Annotated in this window: 26 protein-coding genes; 20 read left to right on the top strand and 6 right to left on the bottom strand. The window is 64.8% G+C overall.

The features are described 5' to 3' along the window. Positions 1-6 precede the first annotated feature (6 nt). Positions 7-276, top strand: coding sequence for a 50S ribosomal protein L27 (rpmA, locus tag MAFF_RS16775; RefSeq protein ID WP_010912120.1), 270 nt, complete (start codon positions 7-9; stop codon positions 274-276). Between the two features lie 120 nt (positions 277-396). Further along, positions 397-984, top strand: a complete 588-nt coding sequence (locus MAFF_RS16770; RefSeq protein WP_010912119.1) for a GNAT family N-acetyltransferase — start codon at positions 397-399, stop codon at positions 982-984. Positions 985-1,160: 176 nt separating this feature from the next. Here MAFF_RS16770 and MAFF_RS16765 read toward each other — a convergent pair whose 3' ends face one another. Next, positions 1,161-2,030, bottom strand: a complete 870-nt coding sequence (locus tag MAFF_RS16765; RefSeq protein WP_010912118.1) for an endonuclease/exonuclease/phosphatase family protein — start codon at positions 2,028-2,030, stop codon at positions 1,161-1,163. 132 nt (positions 2,031-2,162) lie between these two features. Here MAFF_RS16765 and obgE point away from each other — a divergent pair, with 132 nt between their 5' ends. The 5 genes from obgE to MAFF_RS16740 all read left to right on the top strand — a co-directional run bounded on the left by obgE (position 2,163) and on the right by MAFF_RS16740 (position 7,854). Beyond that, a complete protein-coding gene (gene obgE / locus MAFF_RS16760) occupies positions 2,163-3,194 on the top strand; it encodes a GTPase ObgE (RefSeq protein WP_010912117.1) in 1,032 nt (343 codons plus the stop codon). A gap of 4 nt (positions 3,195-3,198) precedes the next feature. Beyond that, entirely contained in the window at positions 3,199-4,335 is a 1,137-nt protein-coding gene (gene proB / locus MAFF_RS16755; RefSeq protein WP_010912116.1) for a glutamate 5-kinase, read from the top strand. A gap of 3 nt (positions 4,336-4,338) precedes the next feature. Beyond that, complete coding sequence (locus MAFF_RS16750) at positions 4,339-5,625, top strand: glutamate-5-semialdehyde dehydrogenase (RefSeq protein WP_010912115.1); 1,287 nt, start codon at positions 4,339-4,341, stop codon at positions 5,623-5,625. Positions 5,626-5,827: 202 nt separating this feature from the next. Continuing rightward, complete coding sequence (locus MAFF_RS16745; protein ID WP_162034373.1) at positions 5,828-6,460, top strand: nicotinate-nucleotide adenylyltransferase; 633 nt, start codon at positions 5,828-5,830, stop codon at positions 6,458-6,460. 95 nt (positions 6,461-6,555) lie between these two features. Then, a complete protein-coding gene (locus MAFF_RS16740) occupies positions 6,556-7,854 on the top strand; it encodes an MFS transporter (protein ID WP_010912113.1) in 1,299 nt (432 codons plus the stop codon). A gap of 56 nt (positions 7,855-7,910) precedes the next feature. On the opposite strand, the gene MAFF_RS16735 is transcribed toward MAFF_RS16740, so the two are convergent. After that, positions 7,911-8,762 (bottom strand): mechanosensitive ion channel family protein, encoded by an 852-nt coding sequence (locus MAFF_RS16735; RefSeq protein WP_010912112.1) that lies wholly within the window; start codon positions 8,760-8,762, stop codon positions 7,911-7,913. A gap of 243 nt (positions 8,763-9,005) precedes the next feature. Here MAFF_RS16735 and rsfS point away from each other — a divergent pair, with 243 nt between their 5' ends. From rsfS to MAFF_RS16685, 10 genes are all read left to right on the top strand, one after another. Further along, on the top strand, positions 9,006-9,383 hold the full coding sequence (gene rsfS, locus MAFF_RS16730; protein WP_010912111.1) for a ribosome silencing factor: 378 nt from the start codon (positions 9,006-9,008) through the stop codon (positions 9,381-9,383). An 85-nt stretch (positions 9,384-9,468) separates the two neighbouring features. After that, positions 9,469-9,951: a 23S rRNA (pseudouridine(1915)-N(3))-methyltransferase RlmH gene (gene rlmH / locus MAFF_RS16725; protein WP_010912110.1), complete on the top strand. Its 483-nt coding sequence runs from the start codon at positions 9,469-9,471 to the stop codon at positions 9,949-9,951. 206 nt (positions 9,952-10,157) lie between these two features. Then, positions 10,158-11,528 carry a murein hydrolase activator EnvC family protein gene (locus MAFF_RS16720; protein ID WP_010912109.1) on the top strand — a complete coding sequence of 457 codons (1,371 nt, stop codon included), beginning with the start codon at positions 10,158-10,160 and terminating at the stop codon, positions 11,526-11,528. Position 11,529: 1 nt separating this feature from the next. Further along, entirely contained in the window at positions 11,530-12,861 is a 1,332-nt protein-coding gene (locus MAFF_RS16715) for a S41 family peptidase (protein WP_010912108.1), read from the top strand. 180 nt (positions 12,862-13,041) lie between these two features. Beyond that, complete coding sequence (locus tag MAFF_RS16710) at positions 13,042-14,223, top strand: divergent polysaccharide deacetylase family protein (protein ID WP_032932117.1); 1,182 nt, start codon at positions 13,042-13,044, stop codon at positions 14,221-14,223. 37 nt (positions 14,224-14,260) lie between these two features. Beyond that, a complete protein-coding gene (locus MAFF_RS16705) occupies positions 14,261-14,782 on the top strand; it encodes an RNA pyrophosphohydrolase (protein ID WP_010912106.1) in 522 nt (173 codons plus the stop codon). A gap of 63 nt (positions 14,783-14,845) precedes the next feature. Continuing rightward, positions 14,846-15,991 carry an alanine racemase gene (alr, locus tag MAFF_RS16700; RefSeq protein ID WP_010912105.1) on the top strand — a complete coding sequence of 382 codons (1,146 nt, stop codon included), beginning with the start codon at positions 14,846-14,848 and terminating at the stop codon, positions 15,989-15,991. A 276-nt stretch (positions 15,992-16,267) separates the two neighbouring features. Next, positions 16,268-16,690: a nucleoside diphosphate kinase regulator gene (rnk, locus tag MAFF_RS16695; RefSeq protein WP_010912104.1), complete on the top strand. Its 423-nt coding sequence runs from the start codon at positions 16,268-16,270 to the stop codon at positions 16,688-16,690. A 14-nt stretch (positions 16,691-16,704) separates the two neighbouring features. Further along, positions 16,705-17,247 (top strand): nucleoside-diphosphate kinase, encoded by a 543-nt coding sequence (locus tag MAFF_RS16690; RefSeq protein WP_010912103.1) that lies wholly within the window; start codon positions 16,705-16,707, stop codon positions 17,245-17,247. 124 nt (positions 17,248-17,371) lie between these two features. Beyond that, the gene (locus MAFF_RS16685) at positions 17,372-18,628 is read left to right on the top strand and encodes a D-amino acid dehydrogenase (RefSeq protein ID WP_010912102.1); all 1,257 of its coding nucleotides are present in this window, start codon (positions 17,372-17,374) and stop codon (positions 18,626-18,628) included. A 16-nt stretch (positions 18,629-18,644) separates the two neighbouring features. Here MAFF_RS16685 and MAFF_RS16680 read toward each other — a convergent pair whose 3' ends face one another. Both MAFF_RS16680 and MAFF_RS16675 read right to left on the bottom strand, forming a co-directional pair. Further along, a complete protein-coding gene (locus tag MAFF_RS16680; RefSeq protein ID WP_044548394.1) occupies positions 18,645-20,789 on the bottom strand; it encodes a phospholipase D-like domain-containing protein in 2,145 nt (714 codons plus the stop codon). Further along, positions 20,786-21,229, bottom strand: coding sequence for a hypothetical protein (locus MAFF_RS16675; RefSeq protein ID WP_010912100.1), 444 nt, complete (start codon positions 21,227-21,229; stop codon positions 20,786-20,788). Before MAFF_RS16675 ends, MAFF_RS16680 begins: the two co-directional genes overlap by 4 nt. Positions 21,230-21,421: 192 nt before the next feature. Here MAFF_RS16675 and MAFF_RS16670 point away from each other — a divergent pair, with 192 nt between their 5' ends. Beyond that, a complete protein-coding gene (locus MAFF_RS16670) occupies positions 21,422-21,997 on the top strand; it encodes a hypothetical protein (protein ID WP_044548393.1) in 576 nt (191 codons plus the stop codon). A gap of 131 nt (positions 21,998-22,128) precedes the next feature. Here the strand turns inward: MAFF_RS16670 and MAFF_RS16665 are convergent, their stop codons facing one another. Then, the gene (locus tag MAFF_RS16665) at positions 22,129-23,010 is read right to left on the bottom strand and encodes a LysR family transcriptional regulator (protein WP_010912098.1); all 882 of its coding nucleotides are present in this window, start codon (positions 23,008-23,010) and stop codon (positions 22,129-22,131) included. A 160-nt stretch (positions 23,011-23,170) separates the two neighbouring features. On the opposite strand from MAFF_RS16665, the gene MAFF_RS16660 reads away from it, so the two are divergent. Beyond that, the gene (locus MAFF_RS16660) at positions 23,171-24,667 is read left to right on the top strand and encodes a CoA-acylating methylmalonate-semialdehyde dehydrogenase (RefSeq protein ID WP_010912097.1); all 1,497 of its coding nucleotides are present in this window, start codon (positions 23,171-23,173) and stop codon (positions 24,665-24,667) included. 77 nt (positions 24,668-24,744) lie between these two features. On the opposite strand, the gene MAFF_RS16655 is transcribed toward MAFF_RS16660, so the two are convergent. Further along, positions 24,745-25,074 (bottom strand): nuclear transport factor 2 family protein, encoded by a 330-nt coding sequence (locus MAFF_RS16655; RefSeq protein ID WP_010912096.1) that lies wholly within the window; start codon positions 25,072-25,074, stop codon positions 24,745-24,747. A 169-nt stretch (positions 25,075-25,243) separates the two neighbouring features. Here MAFF_RS16655 and MAFF_RS16650 point away from each other — a divergent pair, with 169 nt between their 5' ends. Beyond that, a complete protein-coding gene (locus tag MAFF_RS16650; RefSeq protein ID WP_044551005.1) occupies positions 25,244-25,567 on the top strand; it encodes a winged helix-turn-helix transcriptional regulator in 324 nt (107 codons plus the stop codon). Positions 25,568-25,792: the final 225 nt, after the last annotated feature.

Genomic DNA, 25,792 nt, shown 5'->3' with positions numbered 1-25,792 from the left:
AGTTAGATGGCACACAAGAAAGCTGGCGGCTCGTCGCGCAACGGTCGCGACTCGCATTCCAAGCGTCTGGGCGTGAAGAAGTTCGGCGGCGAAGCCGTCATCCCGGGCAACATCATCATTCGTCAACGCGGCACCACCTGGCATCCCGGCGTCAATGTCGGCATGGGCACGGACCATACCCTTTTTGCGCTCGAATCCGGCGCCGTGACGTTCAACAAAAAAGCCAACGGCCGAACCTACGTATCGGTCAACCCGATTACCAAAGCCGCGGAGTAGCCGGTTCCGCACTAGAACACCGGCGCCCATCTCGGGAACCGGTGTCTGGCAACGCCAGGAAAAGGATCAGGGGAGATGGGTTTCCATCTCCCCTTTTTCTTGTGCCTGGAGGACTTTGAAATGGTTGCCGAAGCGGAAGACTCAGAAGACGAAAGTTACGCGATAGACTGCCCGGTGCTGGTCACCGAGCGGCTGGTGATGCGAGCGCCGCGCGAGAGCGACATCGCCCAACTGGTCGAGCTTGCCGACAACCGTCATGTCGCCGAAATGCTGGCGCGCATGCCGCACCCCTATGGCGAGGCCGAGGCCCGCGCCTTCCTGGCCATGACACGGTCGCGCCGCGCCGGCATCGCCTATGCGCTGACTTTGGCCGGAACCGACACCTTCGTCGGCTGCGCGGGGCTCAACACCACCGATCGCGGGCTGGAGCTCGGCTACTGGATCGGCGAACCCTACTGGAAGCGCGGCTATGCGACGGAAGCCGCCCACGCGCTGGTCGACCTCGCCTTCCAGAAGACGTCGGTCCAGGTGCTGCATGCCTCGACCCGGGTCATCAACCCGGCCTCGCGCCGGGTGATCCACAAGTGCGGCTTCCAGTATGCCGGGCAGGGCATGCTGAACTCGATCGTCGCCGGCCAGGTGCCGGTCGAGCGCTACAGGCTGGATCGCAAGACCTGGACGAGCCTGCGGAACTGGGTGCATTTCTAGATGTGTCGATATTCAGGTGAGGCCGGCCTGCGAATGGCGGCGTCCTGCGCTTCCGGTGCTCACGTACCAAGAGTACGCTCCGCTCCGGTTCTCGGACCCCACCATTCTCGGCTCGGCCTGACCTGAATCTCGACACATCTCGGCGCGCAGTGCCGAAATTCGGATCAAATTTGGAGTCAGCCCAGTTCGGCCCATACCGGCAGATGGTCCGAACCGGTTGCCTGGTGGTCGACCCACAGGTGCTGCAGCGACCGGGCAGGCGAGGCGCTGGTGAAGACGTAGTCGATGCGCTTGTGGCGGCTGGTGTTCGCCGGGTCCTTGGGGTCGACCCAACTGGCGAGATCGTCGCCGGTGACGTTGAGGCGCACGGCGGCATCGACGGCGAAGTCGGCGGTCAGCGGCATGCCGAACTGATGGTCCGGCCGGCCGGCCAGTTCGACATATTCGGGCGAGCCGGCCAGCATGTTGAAATCGCCCATGGCGACAAAGGCCTCGGGATGCGGCAATTCCGGCAGGCCGATCTCGGCGACGCCCGACAGCGCGCCGCCTTCGAGCGCGTAGTTCAAAAGGCGCCGGCGCAGGAACTGGATCTGGCTGGCGCGTTCGACCGGGCTACGGTGATCGAGATGGATGGAATAGAAGCGGATGAAGCCAAGCGGCGTCTCGATCAGCGCTTCCAGCGCGCCGCGCTGGAAGTTCATCATCTCGAAGCTGCGGCTGCGCGGCAAAAGCAGGTTGCGCGACAGATGAATGGGTGTCTTCGACAGCATCATGTTGCCGAGCTGGAAGGTGGTCGTGATGGCGCGGCCGTTCTCGATGCGCGAGCCGATATTGGCCTCGAAATTGCTGCCATAGACGGCGAAATAGTCTGGCAGCGCCTCGCCGATCTCGGCGACCATGTCGCGCCCGCCGTTCCTCGGATTGTTGCGGGTGACCTCCTGCAGCGCGACCACATCGGCGCCGCGCACCGCGTCGGCAATACGCGCGACGTCGTATTGCCCATCAAGGCCGATGCCGTACTGGATGTTGTAGGTTACAAGCTTCATGGCAACATGTCTCCGGCCGACCCCAAGCGGCCATTGTCACAAAACGGCCTCGCCCTTGACCGCGCCTTGGTTTAGAGCAAGGCCCAAGGTTTAGAGCAATGCCGCAAGGCCAATAAAAGAAACTGCAATCCCATGAAATTTCTCGATCAAGCCAAGGTCTATGTCCGCTCCGGTGACGGGGGCGCCGGTTCGGTGTCGTTCCGGCGCGAGAAATTCATCGAGTTCGGCGGGCCGGATGGCGGCGATGGCGGGCGCGGCGGCGATGTCTGGCTGGAAGCGGTCGACGGGTTGAACACGCTGATCGACTACCGCTACCAGCAGCATTTCAAGGCCAAGACCGGCGTCCATGGCATGGGCCGCAACATGACCGGTGCCAAGGGTGCCGACGTCACGCTGAAAGTGCCGGCCGGAACCCAGGTGTTCGAGGAAGACAATGAGACGCTGATCTGCGACCTCACCGTGGTCGGCCAGCGCTTCCTCCTCGCCAAGGGCGGCAATGGCGGCTTCGGCAACCAGCATTTCAAGACCTCGACCAACCAGGCGCCGCGCCGCGCCAATCCCGGTCTTCCCGGTGAAGAGCTCAACATCTGGCTGCGGTTGAAGCTGATCGCCGATGCCGGGCTGGTCGGGCTGCCCAATGCCGGCAAGTCGACTTTCCTGGCGGCGGTCACCGCGGCCAAGCCGAAGATCGCCGATTATCCGTTCACGACGCTGCATCCCGGCCTCGGCGTCGCGCGCATCGATGCGCGCGAATTCGTCATCGCCGACATTCCGGGCCTCATCGAAGGCGCGCATGAGGGCGTCGGCATCGGCGACCGCTTCCTTGGCCATGTCGAGCGCACGCGCGTGCTGCTGCATCTGGTCTCGGCGCAGGAGGAAAATCCGGGCAAGGCCTACAAGACCGTGCGCGCCGAGCTCGATGCCTATGGTAATGGATTGATCGAGAAGGTCGAGATACTGGCCCTTTCGCAAGTCGACACGCTCGATGCCGATGCACGCAGGAAGAAGGTGGCCTCGCTGAAGCGCGCCGCCGGCCGCGCGCCGATGCTGCTGTCCGCCGTCACCGGCGAAGGTGTGGAGGCCGTTCTGCGGGCGCTGATGACGGTGATTGCCGAGGCGCGCGCGGAGGCCGCGCCCGTGGTCGAGACGCGCTGGGAAAAGTAAGACCATGCAGTCGCTGAAAAAATACCGGCGCATCACCGTCAAGATCGGCTCGGCGCTGCTCGTCGACCGCGCGAGCGGCTTGAAGCGCGACTGGCTGGACTCGCTCGCCGACGACATAGCGGTGCTTGCCCAGGGCGGCGCCGAAATCCTCGTCGTCTCCTCCGGCGCCATCGCGCTTGGCCGCACCATCCTTGGCCTTGGCAAGCGTGCCTTGAAGCTCGAGGAGAGCCAGGCGGCCGCCGCCGTCGGGCAGATCGCGCTCGCCGGCGCCTGGTCGGATGCACTCGGCAGGGGCGCCCTGAAGTCGGGCCAGATTCTTCTGACCCTTGGCGATACCGAAGAGCGCCGCCGCTATCTCAATGCGCGCGCGACGATCTCGACATTGCTCAAGATGAAGGCGGTGCCGGTCATCAACGAGAACGACACGGTCGCCACCTCCGAAATCCGCTATGGCGACAATGACCGGCTGGCCGCGCGCGTGGCCACCATGATGGGCGCCGATCTTCTGGTGCTGCTCTCCGACATCGATGGGCTCTACACCGCACCGCCGGCGCGCGACCCCAAGGCCAAGTTCATTCCGGTGGTCGACCGCATCACGCCCGACATCGAGGCGATGGCGGGGGCTGCCGCCTCCGAACTGTCGCGCGGCGGCATGCGCACCAAGCTCGATGCCGGCAAGATCGCCACCGCCGCCGGCACCGCGATGATCATCACCTCGGGCACGCGGCTGTCGCCGCTGATGGCGATCGAGCGCGGCGAGCGCGCCACCTTCTTCCGGCCGAGCGCCAATCCGGTCAAGGGCTACAAGACCTGGATCGCCGGCCAGCTCGAACCGGCCGGCCGGCTGACGGTCGACGCCGGCGCCGTCGGTGCGCTCGCATCGGGCAAATCGCTGCTGCCGGCCGGCGTCAAACTGGTCAGCGGCAATTTTTCGCGCGGGGATACGGTGGCGATCCTGTCGCCCGACGGGCGCGAGATCGCGCGCGGGCTGGTTGCCTATGATGCCGCCGATGCCGTAAGGATCGCAGGCCTGAAGACGGCCGAGATCGAAACCGTGCTCGGCTACGAAGCGCGTTCAGCGATGATCCACCGCGACGACCTCGTGGTGAGTCACGCTGGGGGCGACATAAGCGGAGGATGAGCCATGCTGAAGCTGCATGAAAAATCCGGGGATGACACCGTGGCGCTGATGGCCGATATCGGCCGCCGCGCCCGCGCCGCCGCTCGACCGCTGGCCATCGCCCCCACCGCTGCCAAGAATGCCGCGCTGCTTGCCATGGCGGACGCGATCGTCGCCAGACAGCAGGACATTCTCGACGCCAATGCCATCGATGTCTCGAATGGCGAGGAAGCCGGGCTGTCCGCCTCCTTCATGGACCGGCTGAAGCTCACTCCGGCGCGCATCCGCGCGATGGCCGACGGCATCCGTGAAATCGCTGAACTCAAGGATCCGGTCGGCGACGTGATCGCCGCCTGGGAGCGGCCGAACGGCCTGCGGATCGAGCGCGTGCGCACGCCGCTCGGCGTCGTCGGCGTCATCTATGAGAGCCGGCCGAACGTGACGGCGGATGCCGGTGCGCTCTGCCTCAAGGCCGGCAATCCGGTGATCCTGCGCGGCGGTTCGGATTCGCTCAATTCCTCCGCTGCCATCCATGCCTGCCTGGTCGAGGGCCTGAAGGCCGCCGGCCTGCCGGAAGACGCCATCCAGCTGGTGCCGACCACCGACCGCGCCGCTGTCGGCGAGATGCTGAAGGGGCTGGGTGGTGCGCTCGACGTCATCATTCCGCGCGGCGGCAAAAGCCTGGTCGGGCGGGTGCAGAGCGAGGCGCGGGTGCCGGTCTTCGCCCATCTCGAAGGCATTTGCCATCTCTACATCGACCGCTCCGCCGATCTCGACATGGCGGTCAAGATTGCCGTCAACGCCAAGATGCGGCGCACCGGGGTCTGCGGCGCCGCCGAAACGCTGCTTGTCGACCGCGCGGTGGCGTCCACGCACCTGGTGCCGATCCTCGATGCGCTCCGCGCCGCCGGCTGCGAGATCCATGCCGATCAAGAGGTGCTGAAGGTGTTTTTCGACGCCAAGCCGGCGACCGATGCCGACTGGGTGACCGAATATCTCGACGCCATCATCGCGGTGAAGCTGGTCGACGGCATCGGTGGCGCGATCGAGCATATCGAGACCTTCTCCTCGCATCACACCGAGGCGATCATCGCCGAGGATCCGAAGGCCGTGGAGCGGTTCTTCAACGAGATCGATTCGGCGATCCTGCTGCATAATGCCTCGACTCAGTTCGCCGATGGCGGCGAGTTCGGCATGGGCGCCGAGATCGGCATCGCCACCGGCAAGATGCATGCGCGCGGGCCGGTCGGCGTGGAGCAGCTGACCTCGTTCAAATATCGCGTGCGCGGGTCGGGACAGGTGAGGCCTTGACGTTTTTCGTCGATAGAGCCTGAGGCGTTGCGCGCGCGGACCCCCCTCTGCCCTGCCGGCCCCCCCCTCAAGGGGGGAGATTGGCTGTTGTTTCTGCTTTCGCCAATCGCTGCCGCCCCAGAATTTCTGCCGTCAGTGAAGTCGCCGATCTCCCCCCCTGAGGGGGAGATGTCCGGCAGGACAGAGGGGGGTGCCTAGCACCATGCTGTCGTCCCTTCAGCCGACCATCCCCTCCGCCTACCTGAAGATGCCGCATGCCGAAAAAGGCCTTACCGTCGGCCTGTTCGGCGGCTCGTTCAATCCGCCGCATGCCGGCCATGCGCTGGTCGCCGAAATTGCGCTGAGGCGACTGGCGCTCGACCAGCTTTGGTGGATGGTGACGCCGGGCAATCCGCTGAAGAGCACGCGCGAATTGGCGCCGCTGGCCGAGCGGCTGCAACTGTCCGAGCAGATCGCCAGGAACCCCAAGATCAAGGTCACCGCCTTCGAGGCGGCGCATCATGTGCGCTACACCGCCGACACGCTGGCGCTGGTCAAGGCGCGCAATCCCGGCGTCGACTTCGTCTGGATCATGGGTGCGGACAGTTTGCGCGATTTCCATCGCTGGCAGCGCTGGCGCGAGATCGTGCTGACGTTCCCGATCGCGGTCATCGACCGGCCGGGCGCGACGCTGTCGTTCCTATCGTCGGTCGTCGCCAAGACCTTCGACTATGCCCGCATCGACGAAGGCGACGCGCCGCTTCTTGCCCGCATGAGGGCGCCGGCCTGGACCTTCATCCACGGCCCGCGCTCGTCGCTGTCGTCGAGCGCGATCCGGAAAATGGCGAAGGGGTGACGCCTCTCCGCAACGCGAGGGCGAGCGTTTAGGCCGCCCGGCCATGTCGTTTTTACAGCGGCGCGTGCCTGATGGATCGGCGATGCTGACCGGATATGGCAACTCAAACCAAGACCCAACCCGCAGTCGAGCCAGAGCATGGCAGCGCGCCGACGCCGCTGATCGCGATCGCCAGTGTCATCGTGTCGATGGCGCTGATCGCCATCGGCAATGGGCTGATGTTTGCCTACATCCCGGTCCGGCTCGGCGTCGAGGGCTTCGATCCGACCTGGGCCGGGCTGATCGTCACCGGCCTGTCGGCCGGCGGTCTTGCCGGCTGCATCCTGACCGGGCCGCTGGTGCGCAGGGTTGGCCATGCCCGCGCCTTCATGGTGCTGTCGGCGCTGATCGCGCTCTCCAACGCGGCCATCGGCGCCGGTCCGCACCCCGTGCTGTGGATCGGCGCGCGCGCCCTCTACGGCTTTGCCATATGCGGCCTGTTCATTGTCGCGCAGAGCTGGCTGAACGATGCCGTGGCCAACGCCATACGCGGCCGGGTGATGGCTTTCTTCTACGTCGCCTATGTCGCCGGGCTCGGCGTTGGTTATGCGACGCTGGCGCTGGTCGACATCAAAACCGCGGACGCGCCGCTGATCGGCATCGTTTTCACCGCCTTGTCGATCCTTCCCGTCGGCATGACACGGCTGGCGCAGCCGCCGGCGCCGCAGGCGGCCTCGGTGGCGCTGCGCCGGGCCTGGCGGATTTCGCCGGTGGGCGTTGCCGGCATGCTGGCGGTCGGCGGCCTGTCCATGTCGATTTCCGGTTTCGCGCCAATCCATGCCACGGCCAAGGGCTATAGCCAGGCCGATGTGGCACTGCTGCTTTCGGTGATGCCGCTCGGCACGCTGATCCTGCAGCTTCCCTTCGGCTGGATTTCCGACCGCACCGATCGCCGCTACGTGCTGATCGGGGCATCCGCGCTTGCCGCGGCCGCCGGCATGCTCGCGCTCGGTTTCGACGGCGGCGCGCTGCCGGCGCTGCTGGTGATCTATGTCTTATGGGACGGCGCCTCGGAATCGATCTATTCGCTGTCCAGCGCGCATGCCGCCGACCGTGCCGGCAAGGACGACATGGTGGCGTTGTCCAGCTCGCTCCTGTTCGCCTGGTCTCTGGCCGGCTTTGTGGTGCCGGGCATCGTGACGGCCCTGTCGGCCATTTTCGGCACGCAGGCCTTCATCTATGTGGCTGTCGTCATCGCCTGCGCCTTCTGCCTGTTCGTGCTGTTGCGCGTCTTCACCACGCAGGCCGTGCCCGCCACCGAGACCGGCAGCTTCGCACCGATGACGGCGCAGGCGCCGCTGCCGGTGGAACTCGCCTATGCGCCGGAAGAGATCGCAGGCCGGACCAAGGATTGAAGGCTGTTTTTCTTCGCAAGGCCGTAGGGAAACCGCTCCGGGCGCCCCGCCATCGCCTACTGCTTGCGGGCCTCCGGCGCCGGCGCTTCCGGCGGCGGCAGCGGGATGGAGATGCCCTCTGCGTCGAAAGCCTGCTTTGCGCGCTTCGTCATGTCGATATTCGTGGAGAAGTAGTCGGCCGCCGAAGTCCAATAGCGCAAGGTAAGCGAAACGGTCGTGTCGCCGAGGCTGGCCACGAAGGCGACCGGCGCCGGTTCACGACGGATGCGCTTGTCGACGCCGGCAATGGCAAGCAATGTCTTCTGGGCGCCGTCGATGTCGTTCCACGAACCGATGCTCAAGCTGATGTCGCTGCGGCGCACGCCGTTGCGCGAAAAATTACGCACTGGCTGGTTCCACAGCGTCGAATTGGGCGCCAGTATGTAGACGCCGTCGGCGGTCCTGAGCCTGGTGGCGAACAGGCCGATCTCCTCGATCGAGCCTGATATGGCGCCGACTTCGACGGACTCACCGATGCGGAACGGCCGCAGCGCCAGAAGCATGATACCGGCGGCGATGTTCTGCAGCGTGCCTTGCAGCGCCAGGCCGATGGCAAGGCCGATGGCGCCGATCGCGGCGATGATCGAGGCGGTCTGCACGCCGAACTGGCCGAGCACCATGATGACGACGAGGATCAGGATGGCGTAGCGGACGATCTTGGAAAAGAAATGCCGCAGCGTCGCGTCGAAACCATGGATATGGCCGAGGCCGGCGAAGATCGAGCGCTCGGCGAGGCCGGCGACGATGTAGCCGACCACCAGCAGGATGATGGCTCCGATGGCCGAGAAGGAATAGGAGACGATCAGCGTGCTGAGCTGCGCCAGGCCGGCCTGGACGGTGAGAAGGGTGTTTTGCGGATCGATCGGCATGGCGGGATTCCGGTTGGTCGGTCAGCCGATAACCCATGCCAGACGCCTCGGTTCCGATCTTTTTTGCGCCCCGTAGGGAACAAGCGGGCAACCGGCGAGTTCGCGTGAGTTGGGGCTGCGTCTTGAAACTGTCAGGGAACTCTGCCTATCTAAGTGGTGTCACCTGCTTTTGGGGGTGATTTGGTTGTTCTTGCTGCGAAAGGAAATACACTGAGAACAGCACTGCGGAAGAAGGCCGACATCGTGCCTTCGCCGGCCGGGATCAGCGTAAACGACGCCGTGTCCCGCGCCATCAACACAGTCCTTGCCAGTCTGGAAGACTCCAAGGCCGAAAACATCGTCTCAATCGACATTCAGGGGAAATCGAGCCTCGGCGACTACATGGTCGTCGCGTCGGGCCGATCGCACCGTCATGTCTCGGCTGTCGCCGACCATCTTCTCAAGGCGCTCAAGGATGCCGGGCTCGGCACGGCGCGCGTCGAGGGGCTGTCCGGCGCCGACTGGGTCCTGATCGATTCGGGCGACATCATCGTCCATGTCTTCCGCCCCGAAGTCCGCGAATTCTACAATCTCGAAAAGATGTGGCAGGCGCCGGATCTCGAGGAAGAGACCCTCCACTAAGCCGCCTTTGTTTTGATGCATGTGATTATCCCAAAACCGCTTCCCACTTTTGGATGACATGCATTAGCGGCTCATAGAGGCGAGGATGAAGATTTCAGTTCATGCCGTGGGCCGAATGAAAGCCGGCCCCGAGCGGGAGTTGGCCGACCGCTATTTCGAGCGCTTCGCCAAGAGCGGGCCTGCGGTCGGGCTCGAATTCGCCGGAATTACCGAGATCGCCGAGGGCCGGTCGCAGAGCGCTATCGAGCGCCAGCGCGACGAAGGCTCCCGACTGCAGGCGCAGCTGCAGCCGGGCACGGCGCTGATCCTGCTCGATGAGCGCGGCAAGAGCCTTTCCTCGCAGGATTTAGCCAATCGCATCGGACAGTTGCGCGACGGTGGGCGCAAGGTGCTGGTGCTGGCCATAGGCGGCGCCGACGGCCATGATCCGCCGCTGCGCGACCAGGCCGATCTGGTGCTATCGTTCGGCGCGCTGACCTGGCCGCATCAGCTGGTGCGGGTGATGCTGGGGGAGCAGCTCTACAGGGTGGCGACGATCCTCTCCGGCCACCCCTATCATCGCGCGTGAACCTGCCGCTAGAGTGGCCGCCAGCGGTGATTCGTCGCCCATTGCCCGGATTTCCGCCCCAATGCCGAGCTAGATTTAGAATCTGTGGTTTTGATGCACGCCGTTGTCCAAAACGGGGACCACTTTGGGCAACATCCATTCGGAGGCGGGCTCGTCAAACATGGTTAATGATTCGTTAACGAAGCCGCGGATAGTATAGATCGCGAATGTCTGAAGGCTGGAAATCGACACCGGGCCCAACAGGGGGCTCCTGGCGCGCGCGCTGCGGTATCGCGGCAGCGGCGATCCTCTTGTCGTTCCACGCGGCGCGGGCCGAGAGCACGCTCGACATGGCGCCCGATCCGGATCAGAGCCGCGCCGAATACGAGCAGGTTTCCAAGGAGATAACGCTGTCGTCAGAACGGCTTGCCAAGCTCGCCGCCGATATCGCAGCGGTCAAGAAGGACCATGCCTCGATCACCGCCGCGCTGATCCAGTCGGCGATGACCGAGCAGAAGCTTGGCCAGGACATCGAGGACATCGGCGCCAAGCTGGAAGGGCTGAAGGACCAGCAACAGAAAATCCGCGCCTCGCTCGTGGCGCGCCGCGATGTGCTGGCCGAAGTGCTGGGCGCGCTGCAGCGCATGGGGCTCAACCCGCCGCCGGCAATCCTGGTCAAGCCGGAGGACGCGCTTTCGTCGGTGCGCAGCGCCATCCTGCTCGGCGCCGTGGTGCCGGAATTGCGCCAGCAGACCGACAGCCTGCTGGCTGACCTCAAGGAGCAGACCCGGGTGACGGCCTCGATCGAGGCCGAGCGGGCGCGGCTGACGGACGCTGTCGGCGAGCAGGTGGCGGAAAAGAAGCGGCTCGGCATGCTGCTGGAAGCCAAGCAGAAGCTCGAGGCCGATACGCAGGCGCAAATGGCGGCCGAACAGCAGCGTTCCCAGCAGTTGGCGGCCAAGGCCTCCAGCCTGAAGGACCTGATCGCCTCGCTCGAAGCGCAGGCCGACAAGGCCCGCAAGGCCGCGGATGCCGCAAAGGCAGCCGCCGCGGGCCAGCCGGGTGACGTTCAGGCCAGCGATGGAAACGATGGCGGCGACAAAACGGCATCGCTGGCGTCACTGCCGGTTCCCGAAGGCAACCGGCTCGCCGCAACGGCCCCCTTCTCGGCGCTGCAGGGGCAGATCGCGCTGCCGGTGACCGGCCGCATCAAACGCCGGTTCGGCGCGGACGACGGTAACGGCGCAGTGATGCTTGGTGACATGCTTGCGACACAATCGGGAGCCATCGTCACCGCTCCGGCGGATGGGAATGTGCTTTATGCGGGGCCGTTTCGCTCTTATGGTCAACTCTTGATCCTCAATGCCGGCGACGGTTATCATGTCGTTCTGGCGGGGATGAGCAGAATCAGCGTCGTGACTGGCCAGTCAGTGCTCGCAGGAGAGCCGGTCGGCGCGATGGGAGAGGCCCGGGTGGCAAGCACCTCGGTTTCGAAGAATGGAAATGCCACGCCGGAACTCTACGTCGAGTTCCGCAAGGATGGAAAACCCGTCGATCCGGCCCCATGGTGGGCGGACCGTTTTTCTGGAAGGACGTGAAATGATGCGGAAACTGTCGCTTCTGTTTGCCGGTGCGCTGATGGGCGCATCCGCCATGAGCCTTGTCTATGGTGCTCCTGGCTCGTCGGCGAACGCTGCGGGCTCGGAGACCTACAAGCAGCTGGCGATCTTCGGCGACATCTTCGAGCGGGTGCGGGCACAATATGTCACGCCGCCTGACGACAAGTCGCTGGTCGAGAACGCCATCAACGGCATGCTTTCCTCTCTCGACCCGCACTCCTCCTACATGAATGCCGAACAGGCGCAGGACATGCGCGTTCAGACCAAGGGCGAGTTCGGCGGCCTCGGCATCGAGGTCACCATGGAGAACGACCTGGTTAAGGTGATCACGCCGATCGACGATACGCCCGCCGCCAAGGCTGGCGTGCTGGCCGGCGACTACATCGCCAAGATCGACGGCGAAGAGGTTCGCGGCCTGACGCTCAACGACGCGGTCGACAAGATGCGTGGCCTGGTCAACACGCCGATCAAGCTCACCATCCTGCGCCAGGGTGCCGACAAGCCGATCGAGCTGACGGTGGTGCGCGACATCATCAAGGTCAAGGCGGTCAAGTTCCGGGTCGAGAACGACATCGGCTACATGAAGATCACCTCCTTCACCGAAAAGACCTATGACGACCTCGAGAACGCCATCGACACCATCAAGAAGCAGGTGCCGGACGACAAGCTCAAGGGCTATGTGCTCGACCTGCGCCTCAATCCGGGTGGTCTGCTCGACCAGGCGGTGAGCGTGTCCGACGCCTTCCTGAAGCGTGGCGAGATCGTCTCGACGCGTGGACGCGATCCGAAGGACGTCACCCGTTTCGATGCCAAGCCGAAGCAGACCGACGACATCAACGGCAAGCCGATGATCGTGCTCGTCAATGGCGGCTCGGCCAGCGCGTCCGAAATCGTCGCCGGCGCGCTGCAGGATCTGCGTCGCGTCACGGTGGTGGGCACGCAGTCCTTCGGCAAGGGTTCGGTGCAGACCATCATTCCGCTCGGCGAGAATGGCGCGCTGCGGTTGACGACGGCGCTCTATTACACGCCGTCGGGTAAGTCGATCCAGGGCAAGGGCATCACGCCCGACATCAAGGTCGACCAGCCGCTGCCGCCGGAACTGCAGGGCAGGGACCTGACGCGCGGTGAATCCGATCTCAAGGGCCACATCAAGGGCGCCGACGAGAGCAAGACCGGCTCGGGCTCGGCAGCCTATGTGCCGCCGGATCCGAAGGACGATCTGCAGCTCATCTTTGCTGAGCAACTGCTGCGTGGACAGAAGACCGATCCCGCTTTCCCGCCCAATCCGGAAAAGGCCGTGCTCAACCAGTAAGCCAGTCTGGCCGGCTGAACGAAGCAATGCGATGCTGCCGGGACCGAAAGGTTCCGGCAGTTTGATTCGGGGAGGCAAGACCAAGCCTCCGGATGCGGCGCCAGGGGGCGCCAGGGTTGATGAATGCGCGCATGTCGCTGAAGGGATCGCCTTCGCAACCATGCGCCCTGGGGACAGGGCTTGGCTGATATCGGCAAGGACATCGAACGCCCGCTTGGACAGACCGTCCGGGCGCCGCGCGCTGCCCGCAAAGGCGGCACTGGCGTGGTCGTGTCCACCGTCGTCGTGCTGGCGCTGGTCGGCGTCTCGGCCGCGATCGCACTCAGGGAAAAGCCGTTTCGCAAGCCGCAAGAGGTCGCTGTTTCGACGCCGAAAGTGACGGCTGCGGCCGAGCCCGCCTCCGCGCCATCCGCCTTGGCCCCAGCCGCGACGCCAAAGGTCGAAACGCCGTCCAAGACCGGTGGTCCTCAGATCATCCATGTGCAGAAGGAGGAGGGCGATGGCCCTCCGCAGGCCGCTATCGTCATCCGCGACCCATCGAGCATTGGGCAGAACCTGAAGATCGCGCATCTTCCCGACAAGGCGCTGATCGAGGCCAGCGACACTGGACCGCTGCCGATGCGCTCCGCCGATGGAAGGCGCCCGTTCGATGTCTATGCACGGCCGTGGTCCGGAGCGCGCGGGGCGCGGGTGGCGATCGTCATCGGCGGGCTGGCCGTCTCGCAGACCGGTACCCAGGCTGCGATAGCCAAGCTGCCTGCGGAAGTGACGCTGGCCTTCGCGCCGCAAGGCAACAGCATCGGCCGCTGGATGCAGGCCGCAAGGCAGGGTGGCCACGAGATCGTCATGCAGGTGCCGCTCGAACCGTTCGACTATCCCAACGTCAACCCCGGCCGCAACACGCTGACAGTGGCAGGGAGCGCCGAAGAAAACCTCAAGAATCTGCATTGGGCGCTGTCGCGGACGACGAACTACACCGGCGTCATGAACTATATGGGCGCGCGCTTTTCCGCCGACAAGGCGGCGATGGAGCCGTTCATGGCCGAACTCGGCAAACGGGGTCTCGCCTATATAGACGACGGCTCATCGGCGCGCAGCCTGGCGCCCGACCTGGCGCTGAAGGACGGCGTGCCCTTCGTCGCCGGCGATACGGCGATCGACGCGGTGCAGGATCGCGGCGCCATCCTGAAGAAACTCGACGGTCTCGAAGCCACGGCGCGGGCCAAGGGCACGGCCGTCGGCATCGGCTCGGCCTTTGATCTCACAGTCGACATCGTCTCATCCTGGATTGCCGAGGCCAAGAAGCGCGGCATCGAGATCGTGCCGATTTCAGCGGTGGCGATCGATCCGCAAAAGGGCTAGGCGATGCCCTTCTGAAGATGGCTGGAGAGACTGACTGATGCCAAAGACGAAGAAGGTCGACCGCGAAACGCTGCCCTACCGTCCCTGTGTCGGGCTGATGATCCTCAATGGCGAGGGCCTGGTCTGGGTCGGGCATCGCATTGCCGAACCCGACAGCGAATTCGCCGGCACGACGCAGCTCTGGCAGATGCCGCAGGGCGGCATCGACAAGGGTGAGGAGCCGCTGCAGGCGGCCGAGCGCGAGCTTTATGAGGAGACCGGCATGCGCAGCGTCTCGCTGCTCGCCGAAGCGCCGGACTGGATCAATTACGACCTGCCGGACCATCTCGTCGGCATTGCCTTCAAGGGTCGATATCGCGGCCAGATGCAGAAATGGTTCGCCTTCCGCTTCCATGGCGACGGCAGCGAGATCCAGATCAATCCGCCGCCGGGCGGCCACACCGCCGAATTCGACAAATGGTCGTGGCGGCCGATGCAAGATCTGCCCGACCTGATCGTGCCGTTCAAGCGCAAGGTCTATGAAGAGGTGGTGGCGGCGTTCAGCCATCTGGCGCGTTAGCCGCGTCGAGGTTGCCGCGTTGGTGCGGGGGTCGTATTGATGGCCGATGCAATGAGGGTCGCCATGAACGACGCCGTCAATCCGACTGCTGCGAAAACCGTCACCGGTTGGCCGGTCAGCGAGGCCGCGGCCGGCGCGATCCTGACCATCGATCTCGGCGCGATCCGTGAAAACTACCGGCGGCTGAAGGCGCTGCTGGGCGGCGTGCACTGCGCCGGCGTTGTCAAGGCCAATGGCTACGGCCTTGGCGCGGCCAAGGTGGCGGCGGCACTGACCCGGGAAGGCTGTGACATCTTCTTCGTCGCGCTGCTGGCCGAAGGCATCGCGCTGCGCAAGGCGGTCGGGACCGGACCGGACATCTACGTGCTGAACGGGCTGCCGCCTGGCTCCGAGCCGGAAGCGGTGGCGGCTGGCCTTTGCGCGGTCATCAATAGTGGCGCGCAGTTGAAAGCCTGGCGCGCGGCGGTGCACGATGCCGGTCGCCGGCTGCCGGCGGCCATCCAGGTCGACAGCGGCATGTCGCGGCTCGGCATGGCGCCGGCCGAAGTCGAGGCGCTGGCCGGGGATAGCAGCGCGTTCGACGGCATCGACATCAAATATGTCATGAGCCATCTGGCCTGCGCCGACGAGCCGCGCCATCCGGCCAACGAACAGCAGAGGCTGGCCTTCGAACGGCTGCGCGCCATGCTGCCCCGGGCGCCCGCCTCGCTCGCCAATTCCTCCGGCATCTTTCTCGGGCCGTCCTACCATCACGATCTCGCTCGGCCCGGAGCCGCGCTCTACGGCATCAACCCGACGCCGGGCGAGCCCAACCCGATGTTGCCCGTGGTGTGGCTGCAGGCCAAGGTGGCGCAGACGCGCCGCATCGAAAAGGGCGCCGGCATCGGCTATGGTCACAGCTATCACGCGGACGGTCCGCTGAGCCTGGCGACGATTTCGTTCGGCTATGCGGATGGCTGGCTGCGCCGCTCCGCTTCGGCGGCCTGGTTCGAAGGCGTGCGCCTGCCTTTCCTCGGGCGTGTGTCGATGGATTCGATTATTCTCGACATCTCCGCTTTGCCGCCCGGCAGGCTGCGCGAGGGCGATCTGGTCGAGCTGCTCGGTCCCTCGCAGAGCGTCGACGACGCCGCCGGCCATGCCGGCACCATCGGCTATGAAATCCTGGCCAGTCTCGGCCCGCGCTTTCACCGCCACTATGTCGGCGGCTGAGCGGTTTGGCCGCGCTTGACAAGCGGGCGCCTGTCGGCAAGGTTCGGGGCATGAGCAACCTCGCTTACACCAGAACCTTGTTCAGGGTCTGCCCGATCGCGGGATCGTAGCCCCGGCGCGGCCGCCTTCTGGCGTCCGTCCGTATCGGGGCATCCATACATCCACAACCGCCATCAAGCCGTATAGCCCTTCGCGGCTGCCGGCTTTTTCATCACGCCGCCGTCAGTGCGGTGGCAAGCGCGCATCCATTCGATGCGCCGATCCATGAGGTTTGCCATGCAACATGCAACAGGACCGCGTCCATCGAGCCGGATTCTGATCAGCGACACCGACCATGACAGGTTGACCGGCCTGGCGAGAGCCTTGCTCGACCGTGCCCCCGAGACGGCCGAGGAGCTGCTCTTCGAAATGGACCGCGCCGTCGTCACGGACGCGGCGGCGATGCCGGCCGACGTGGTGCGTATGGGATCGGCCGTGACGGTCCGCGGCGAAGGCGGGGCGACCCAGCGCATCATGCTGGTCTATCCCGGCGAAGCCGACATTGCCGAAAACAGGATCTCGGTGCTGACGCCGATGGGAACGGCGCTCATCGGAGCGTCGATCGGGCAGGCGGTGTGCTGGAGCAGTCGTGGCGGCCGTGAGCTGTCGGTGACCGTCGAAGCCGTCGACACGCCGGTCTCCGGCGCGCAGCGGCGCTGATCGTGGAGGCGGTGATGAAGAGTACGAATTGCTGTCTGACGACGAAGGACCGTGCCGTCCTCGAAGTCATGCTGGAGCGCCGGCGGGCATTCGCGGATCCGATCGTGCATGTGCTCGAACACAAGCTTTCAAGCGCCGATGTCGTCCCGATCGATACGGTCGGCCCCGATATCGTCACGCTGAACAGCAGGGTGGTGTTCAGCATCGATGCCGGTCACGCCCAGACGCGCACCCTGGTGCAGAACGAGGTGCGCGGACCGGTCGGCTCCAGCCTGTCGGTGGCAACCAGGCGCGGGCTCTGCATGCTTGGCATGGCACAGGGCCAAACGGCCTCGATCGAGCACGCCGACGGCCGGCGGGAGTCGATCCTGATCAAGGCCGTGCTTTACCAGCCGGAGGCTGCCGGGCGCGCGGTCAGGCAGAAAGACCGGGCCGACGGGCGGCGACCGCATGGGCTCACTCTCGTCTACAGCGCCGCAGACGATTGGCAGCCTCTTGGCGAGACGGCCGGAATGCGGCAGACAGAAGACGACGACCCCGGTCCCTCGGCGGCGTGAATGGGCAACAGCGTATGGTTCTCGAAAATCGGCGTCGATTTTCATTTGGGATCATGCGCAAATCGAGAAATGCGGCCGCGTCCACGGGCGTCCTGAGGATGCGCGGCGCGGCAAGGAGTGAACGATGCAGATCATGGTGCTGGGCGGCGGCGTCATCGGGGTGACCACGGCCTATTATCTCGCCGAGGCCGGCCACGAGGTGACGGTGCTCGATCGCCAGAAAGGCCCGGCGCTGGAAACCAGTTTTGCCAATGCCGGCGAGATTTCGCCCGGCTATGCCTCGCCCTGGGCCGGGCCCGGCATTCCGCTAAAGGCGATCAAATGGCTGTTGATGAAGCATGGCCCACTGGTGGTTCGACCGGCCTTCGACCCGCATATGTGGACCTGGCTGGTCAAGATGCTGCGCAACTGCACGACCGAGCGCTATGCCATCAACAAGTCGCGCATGGTGCCGCTGGCCGAATACAGCCGCGACACGCTGAAGGCGCTGCGCGAGGCGACCGGCATCACCTATGACGAGCGCACCCAGGGCACGCTGCAGCTGTTTCGCACCCAAAAGCAGCTCGATGGCACCGGTGGTGACGTCGAGGTGCTGAAGAAATATGGCGTTTCCTACGAGATCCTCGACCAGGACGGCTGCATTGCGGCGGAGCCGGCGCTGGGCGGCGTGCGCGAGAAATTCGTCGGCGGGCTGAGGCTGCCGCATGACGAGACCGGCGACTGCAAGATGTTCACCGAGAAACTGGCCGAGCTCTGCGTGGCGCGTGGCGTCAAGTTCGAATACGACACGACGATCTGGCGCGTCCTTCGCAGCCGCAACCGCGTTGCCAACCTCAGCACCAGCAAGGGGTTCAAGGCTTCCGAAGCCTATGTGATGGCGCTGGGCAGCTACTCGGCCGGCTTCATGCGCCGGATGAAACGGTCGATCCCGGTCTATCCGGTCAAGGGCTATTCGATCACCGTGCCGATCAAGGACGCCGACGTGGCGCCGGTGTCGACCGTGATGGATGAGACCTACAAGGTGGCGATCACCCGGCTCGGCGACCGTATCCGCGTCGGCGGCACGGCCGAGATTTCAGGCTTCGACCTCAGGCTCCATGAATCGCGGCGGCGCACGCTGGAACATTCGGTGGGCGATCTCTTTCCGGGCGCCGGCGCCATGCGCGAGGCGACCTTCTGGTGCGGCCTGCGGCCGATGACGCCGGACGGGCCGCCGCTGATCGGCCGCACCGAGCTTTCCAATCTCTTCCTCAACACCGGCCATGGCACGCTCGGCTGGACCATGGCCTGCGGTTCGGCCAAGGTGCTGGCCGACATCATGTCGAACAAGGTGCCCGAGATCGATGCCCGTGCCCTGGCACAGGAGCGCTACCTGAAATAGGCGCGGCGCGGGGAGATCAGAATGCCTGCCTGACCCAGGCTTCATCGAACAGCAGCCGATAGGCCCATGGGATCGTCACGTTGGCGGAAACCGGATTCGAATGGGCGAGATAGTCGTCATAGATCGGCTTCATCCTGACGTAGAAGGCGGGATCGAGCACCATCATGCCGTTCTCTGAATCGTGGAAGAAGCTGCGGTTGTTGAGGTTGACCGAGGAGATGGCGACCAGCCTTTCGTCGATCATCATGATCTTGGAATGCAGCACCACGTCGGGCGCCTTGAACTCGCGGATGTTGATGCGGTCGCCATATTTCTCGACGAACAGCCTGTTGAGCGCGGTGAGGAACTTGCCGCCAATATCGCCCTTGAGGTCGATGCGGCCGACAATGTCGATCTTTACGCCGCGGGCGAGCGCCCGGTCAAAGGCCTGGGCGAGGCTCGGCGTCAGATTGAGGTAGGGGTTGACGATCTGGATATGGCGCCGGGCGGCGTCAACCAGTTCGACAAAATAGCCCTCCAGCGCATGGTCGTCCTCATAGGGCACGGAAATGAAATGCCGGGCATTGCCGCGGGGGCGGCCATCTCCACGCACCGGGATGGAGAAGGGGCGCGCCAGATTGGTGTCGGCATCGCGCAACCATATTGTCGACAGATGCGCGGCGAGCGTCTCGACCGTCGCCCGGTCGGCGAACTCGATGTCGAAGTCGCTCCAGTTCGAATAGTAGTTCAGCGAAAAGCCGTCGGTCTTGCCGTATTGCTGCAGGTCCGGATAGCGCGACAGGTCGATCGGACTGTGGAACAGGAAGCCGTCATGGATGTTGCGGCCGCCGATGATGACGCGCGAGCGCGCTGGGTCCACAGCCAGCGTCGCCAGCATCTTGATATGATGGGTCTTGTGCAGCTGTGAAATCTGCTCGTCGATCGGCGCGCCATGATCGGCGCGCCAGCGATATTCCTGCAATTCGACATTGGGGAACTCCGCCGCCAGCCGGTGCAGCATGGCGTCGTCCTTTTCGCGCTCCAGCACGTCGGTGACCAGAATGCGCACCTTGGTGCCAAGGGCGGCATGATGGCGGATCAACCGCTCGATGATGCAGCCGGAAAAGTCCGCCTTGAATTCCAGCGAGGACAGATAGATCAGCTTCAGCCGTGGCGCCTTGGAGAAATCGAGAGGCAGCTCCGGGTCGCCTTTGTCTATTGCCGCATCGGACAGCGGTGCGCCCATCAGCGCCTCGACCTTGGCGTTGAAGCCGTCGCGCGACTTGCGCAGCAGCCGGAGCTCGCCGATCGGCAGGGCGCAGGTCTGCGACAGCCAGCGGCTGGCATAGAAGACGCGCTCGAGCGCGTCGAGGCCGGCGCTGTCGGGGACCGGACAGCGCTCATAGCGGCTGTCGAGGCTGGCGAGAGCCGGATCCGCGGCCTCTTCGCGTCGGATGGTAAGCGGAGCACCGGCCGGGGCAAGGCTGGAGCGGATCCTTGCCGTGCAGCGGTTCAGGCTGTCGCTGGGAAACAGGCTGACCGTGTCGTCCTCGCCCGCCAGGCGAAAGCGGAATGCCGCGCCGGCGGTGATGGTGCGCGAGGCGCCGGCCGCGCGGATCGCCAAGGCGCCGTCGCAGGTGGCCTCGATCTCGGCCGGCTGCTCGCCGGCCTGGCGCACGACGATCTCGACGCTGCGCGCCTGCAGGCCGGAGAAATCGAAATTTTTGGGGGCCGAGGGCCGCGCTGCCGCGTCGATGTAGAGAGTCTGCCGCGACACCCGCCAGCGTCCGTCGAAATGACCCTCGCCGCTGCCATTTGCCGGCGGCAGATGCGCCCTGGCAACCGGACCGGCCAGTTGCTGCAGCGTCGAATAGGTCGCCTGGAAGTCGCTGTTCTGCACATCGCGACGGTTGCGCCCGAACGGGCCGGTGCCGTTGGCGCGATCCATGGCGCCGAGCTGGTTGTGGGCGAGCAGCGCCAGGAAGCGCCTTTCGTAGTCGCTGGCGCCGGCATCGCCAAAAAACTGCGAAGCCGCGACTCCAGGCGTGCCGGCCGACAGGGACGGCCGCGCGCAGGCCACCTGTCCCGGCAGGATATCGCAGGCATTGCGGCCAATGCCGGCACAACCGGCAAGGGCGGTCTGCCCGAACAGGGCAAGGATGACAAATGCGTGGCGATTCACCCGGTGGCTCCGGCCTTCATCGCGCTCAACTGTGCCGGGTCGCGCGGCGGCATGAACCCTTGGGGAAACACCTTGCAGACGGGGATGGCGAAGGTAGCGATCAGCAATTCCGCCTCGTCGCGCATCTTGCGTGGCGCCGTCCTGTCATCCCGGATTGCCCTGGCAGAGGCGACAAGCGCGCCGTCGCAATCGCAATGATTGTGGCGGGCGATGTAGCAGGCGTCGTGGGTCTGGCACACCGCGTCGAGGCGGTCGACCGGCCGAGCCGACAGATCGCCGGTGCGGGTGCCAGGGCCGCAATAATTGCCGAAGACGAAAGGCGAGGGGCCCGCCATGACATAACGGATCGGCTTGGGCAATTCGGCTTCCGGCACTTTTGTCCACGGGTTGGCGCAGGCCGAAACGAACACCAGCGGCAGGATGGCAAGAACGGCTCGCATTTTTTCCGCGCCAGCTTTCTGAACGATTCCCCACCGGCGGCCTGCCCATGGCCGGCGACCACATGCCTGATGCCACACTGGCCGGTTTTGTGGCAAGGAAAAGGCGGCGGCCATCACCTGACCGTGTTATGACCGCGGCGGTACAACCTGCCGGGCGCATGGTCCCCGTCTGGCATTTCGCGAGCATCAGTGATGCGTATCGGCTTTGCGGTTGCGGCTGCCGTATTTCTGTCCTGCACCTCGGCGGCCAATGCCGCCGACAAGACCGTTCACGACAAGGATAACGGATTTTCCCTGACCTTTCCGGAAGGGTGGACCATCGAGGAGCCTTCCGGCAAGACGATGCGGCTGAAGATAAAGTCCGGCGATCAGGGCCTCACCTGCCGGGTATCGATCGGTCTCTATGATCCGCAGGCGTCCGATTCCCCCGCCGATCCCAAGGCATTCCTCGAGACGGGCTGGTCGCCGCAGGCCTGGCAAGAGATGGTGGGAGCCGCCTTTACCTCGTCGGTCTTCAGCAACGAAAAGTTGATCCGCTTTCCCGACGGCTATCCGGCACGAATGGCCGATATGGATTTCCAGGTCGGCGACGGCAGCGCCAGCTTCCCCGGTCACGCCAAGGTCGTGCTTTCGCTACGCGGCACACACTTCGGTCTGGTGACCTGCGGGCTCACGGGCGACAGCGTCGAGCAAATGAAGCGGAAGTGGGTGCCATTGGCCGATGAGGCTGAACGGGTGGCGAGCTCTTTTGTTCTCGATGGACCCTGAGCGCCTCTAGAGCGTTTCACCGTTTCATGGAAACGGCGAACCGCTCTAACTCTTTGTTTTGACGCAATTCCCAAGGGAAAGCGCAACGCGCTTTTCCCGGGAAAACCGCTCACACTTTTCCTGGAATTGCTCTAAAGGAAAAGACTTCTTTCCCGCTCCACCGCCTTGGTGATGAAGCCGGCGACGATCTGGATGCGGCGCAGCGGCCTGACCGATTCGTGATAAACCAGCCAGTAGGCGCGGCGGATGGGCGCCACCGCATCGACGGCCACCAGCTCCGGCATCGAGCGCGCGACGAAGGTGTGCAGGATGCCGATGCCGGCGCCCGAGCGCACCGCTTCAGCCTGGCCGAGTGCCGAGGAAATAGCGAAGCTGGTGCGCCAGTCCGCGCTGAATTCGGCCGCGTAGTCGAGCGAAGGGCTGACGATGAGGTCGGGCACATAGCCGATGAGGGGATGCCGGCCGAGTTCGGCTGCGGTTTTGGGCAGACCATTGGCATCGGCGTAGGCGCGCGACGCAAACAGGCCGAGCGAATAATCGACCAGCTTTCCCGCCACCAGCCGGCCTTCTGTCGGCCGCTCGACGGTGATGGCGATGTCGGCTTCGCGCCGGGACAGGGAGAAGGAGCGCGGCACCGGCACGAGCTGGATCGTCAGCTCGCGATGCAGCGCGGTCAGTTCGCCGAGGCGCCGGGCCAGGAAGGCGACGCCGAACCCGTCCGGCGCGCCGATGCGCACGGTGCCGGAGATATCGTCGCCTTCGCCTGATATGGTCGAGCGCGCGGCGATCATCTCGCCCTCCATGCGCTCGGCAATGTCGAGGAAACGCTCGCCGGCCGGTGTCAGTTCACTGCCGGTGGTCAGACGGCGAAAGAGCTTTGTGCGCAATGCGTCCTCGAGCGCTGCGATCCGGCGCGAGACGGTGGCGTGGTTGAGCTCCAGCCGCCTGGCTGCGCCAAGGATCTGGCCGGCGCGTGCCACGGCAAGGAAGATGCGGACGTCATCCCAGTTCATGGGAATCCCCTGGAGATATCTTGCGATCCGCCATTTGCGAGAATTGATGCCCGCCCGTCAATCGTTATCTAATTTTCGCACAACGGTTGCGTTCTTCCTCGCGTTGCCTTCGCCACCGCAAAGGCGGACAATGCGCCATCACAAACAAGGGAGAGATATCATGATAGAATACGGTCATTTCATCGGCGGCAAGCGTGTCGCCGGCACCAGCGGCCGCAAGCAGGACGTCATGCAGCCGATGGACGGTTCCGTGCGCGGCACGGTGGCGCTGGCCTCGCAGGCGGAATTGCGCGCGGCGGTCGAGAATGCCAAGGCGGCGCAGCCGAAATGGGCCGCCACCAACCCGCAGCGCCGCGTGCGCGTCTTGATGAAATTCCTCGAACTGGTCGCCCGCGACTATGACGAACTGGCCGACATACTGGCGCGCGAGCACGGCAAGACGATCGCCGACGCCAAGGGCGACATCCAGCGCGGCCTCGAAGTGGTCGAAGTCTGCATCGGCGCGCCGCACATGATGAAGGGCGAATTCACCGATGGTGCCGGCCCGGGCATCGACGTCTATTCGATGCGCCAGCCTCTCGGCGTCGTCGCTGGCATCACCCCGTTCAACTTCCCGGCAATGATCCCGCTGTGGAAGATCGCGCCGGCGATCGCCTGCGGCAATGCCTTCATCCTGAAGCCGTCGGAGCGGGATCCTGGCGTGCCGATCCGCATCGCCGAACTGTTCCTCGAGGCGGGGCTGCCGGCAGGCATCCTCAACGTCGTCAACGGCGACAAGGAAGTCGTCGACGCCATCCTCGACGATCCCGACATCAAGGCCGTCGGCTTCGTCGGCTCGACGCCGATCGCCCACTACATTTATTCGCGCGGCACCGCGGCCGGCAAGCGCGTGCAGTGCTTCGGCGGCGCCAAGAACCATATGATCATCATGCCCGACGCCGACATGGACCAGACCGTCGACGCGCTGATCGGCGCCGGCTACGGCTCGGCTGGCGAGCGCTGCATGGCGATCTCGGTGGCTGTTCCGGTCGGCAACGACACCGCCAACCGGCTGATGGAAAAGCTGATCCCGCGCGTCGAGAGCCTGAAGGTCGGCCCGTCGACGGATTCGGCCGCCGATTTCGGCCCGCTCGTGACCGCGCAGGCACTGGAGCGCGTGAAAGGCTATGTCGACACCGGCGTCAAGGAAGGCGCCACGCTCGTCGTCGACGGCCGCGGCTTCAAGATGCAGGGCTATGAGGACGGCTACTATATGGGCGGCTGCCTGTTCGATAATGTCACGGCGGACATGCGCATCTACAAGGAAGAGATCTTCGGGCCGGTGCTCTCGGTGGTGCGCGCACCGACCTATGAGAGCGCGATCAAGCTCGCCAACGACCACGAGATGGGCAATGGCGTCGCCATCTTCACCCGCGACGGCGACGCCGCGCGTGACTTCGCAAGCCGTGTCCAGGTCGGCATGGTCGGCGTCAACGTGCCGATCCCGGTGCCGATCGCCTATTACACGTTCGGCGGCTGGAAGGCGTCGTCCTTCGGCGACCTCAACCAGCACGGCCCGGACGCCTTCCGCTTCTACACCAAGACCAAGACGGTGACCTCGCGCTGGCCGTCCGGCATCAAGGACGGTGCGGAGTTCGTCATCCCGACGATGAACTGAAGTCTGACATTTATTTCACCGAGCTAAGGGCGCGGCTTTTGCCGCGCCCTTTTTTTGCGCGGCGTCATTTCGTCCTGTCATGCGCCGATCTCCAGTCGCGTGATCCGGTCATCGGCCAGTGTGAAGACGTAGTGGAGCGTCGCGGGACTGCCGGGGAAATTTCCAGACACGATGCCGGCGATCCGCCATCTATCGCCGTTGACCGTCACGTCGGCGACCTCGACGGTCACCCGGTATTTGCGTGTCGTTTCCTCTATCCAGCTGCGAATGGCGGCCGAACCCCGATGGGTTTGGCCTTCGTCCTTGACCGTGGCGTCCGACGAGAAAGGCACGAGCATGGCGTCGATGTCGTGCCGGTTCTTGGCGGAAAAATAGTCGGCCAGCGGCTGCGGAAGGTTTGCGGTCATGGTGTCGTCTCCGGTGTGGGTCGCCGCCACCGAGGCCGGCGGCGCTTGTCCGGCTTCTAAAATGAGATATACTGGCGAAATGACAAGAACTGACGAAAAAGTAAGGTACTTACCCGAAAGTAAGGGCAGTCCTGTAGGCAAGGCCCGGCCCCCGAATGAGGTTGAGGCACTGACGCCGTTGTCGGCGGCGAGCGGCGTCGAGAATGTGCTGCGCATCCTCGAAGGCCGCTGGAAGCTGGTGATCCTGTTTCATCTTTTCGGCGGCAAGGTGCTGCGCTTCTCCGACCTCGAACGGGCGATCCCAGCGATCTCGCAGAAGATGCTGATCCAACAGCTGCGGCAGATGGAGGCCGACGGCATCGTTCGCCGTATCGTCCACCACCAGGTGCCGCCGAAGGTCGAGTACTGCCTGACCGATTGGGGCCAGGCCCTGTGCCCGGCCCTCGACGCCTTGCTGAAATGGGCGGCACTTCGCGAGCCCGCGCAAGCCTGACGCTGATCGTCGTCCGGCAACGCGCCGTGAGCTCCGAAATGGAGCTTGTTTTCGGATCGGGGCCTCACCATATCGATTCCAGGGAATGATAAAATTTCCTGACGACAGACCGGAAACCAGAAGGAGTGACGTGATGAAGACGTCGAACCCGGCCTGGAGCGTTCCGGTGTGTTGGGCTGCCCATGTGCCTCCCTTTGCCGGAAACGCCAAGGCGAAGGAGGTGCC

The organism is Mesorhizobium japonicum MAFF 303099 (assembly GCF_000009625.1).
Taxonomy (GTDB): domain Bacteria; phylum Pseudomonadota; class Alphaproteobacteria; order Rhizobiales; family Rhizobiaceae; genus Mesorhizobium; species Mesorhizobium japonicum.
The sequence above is the reverse complement of the archived record's forward strand: the minus strand, read 5'-3'. Positions and strand labels throughout refer to the sequence as shown.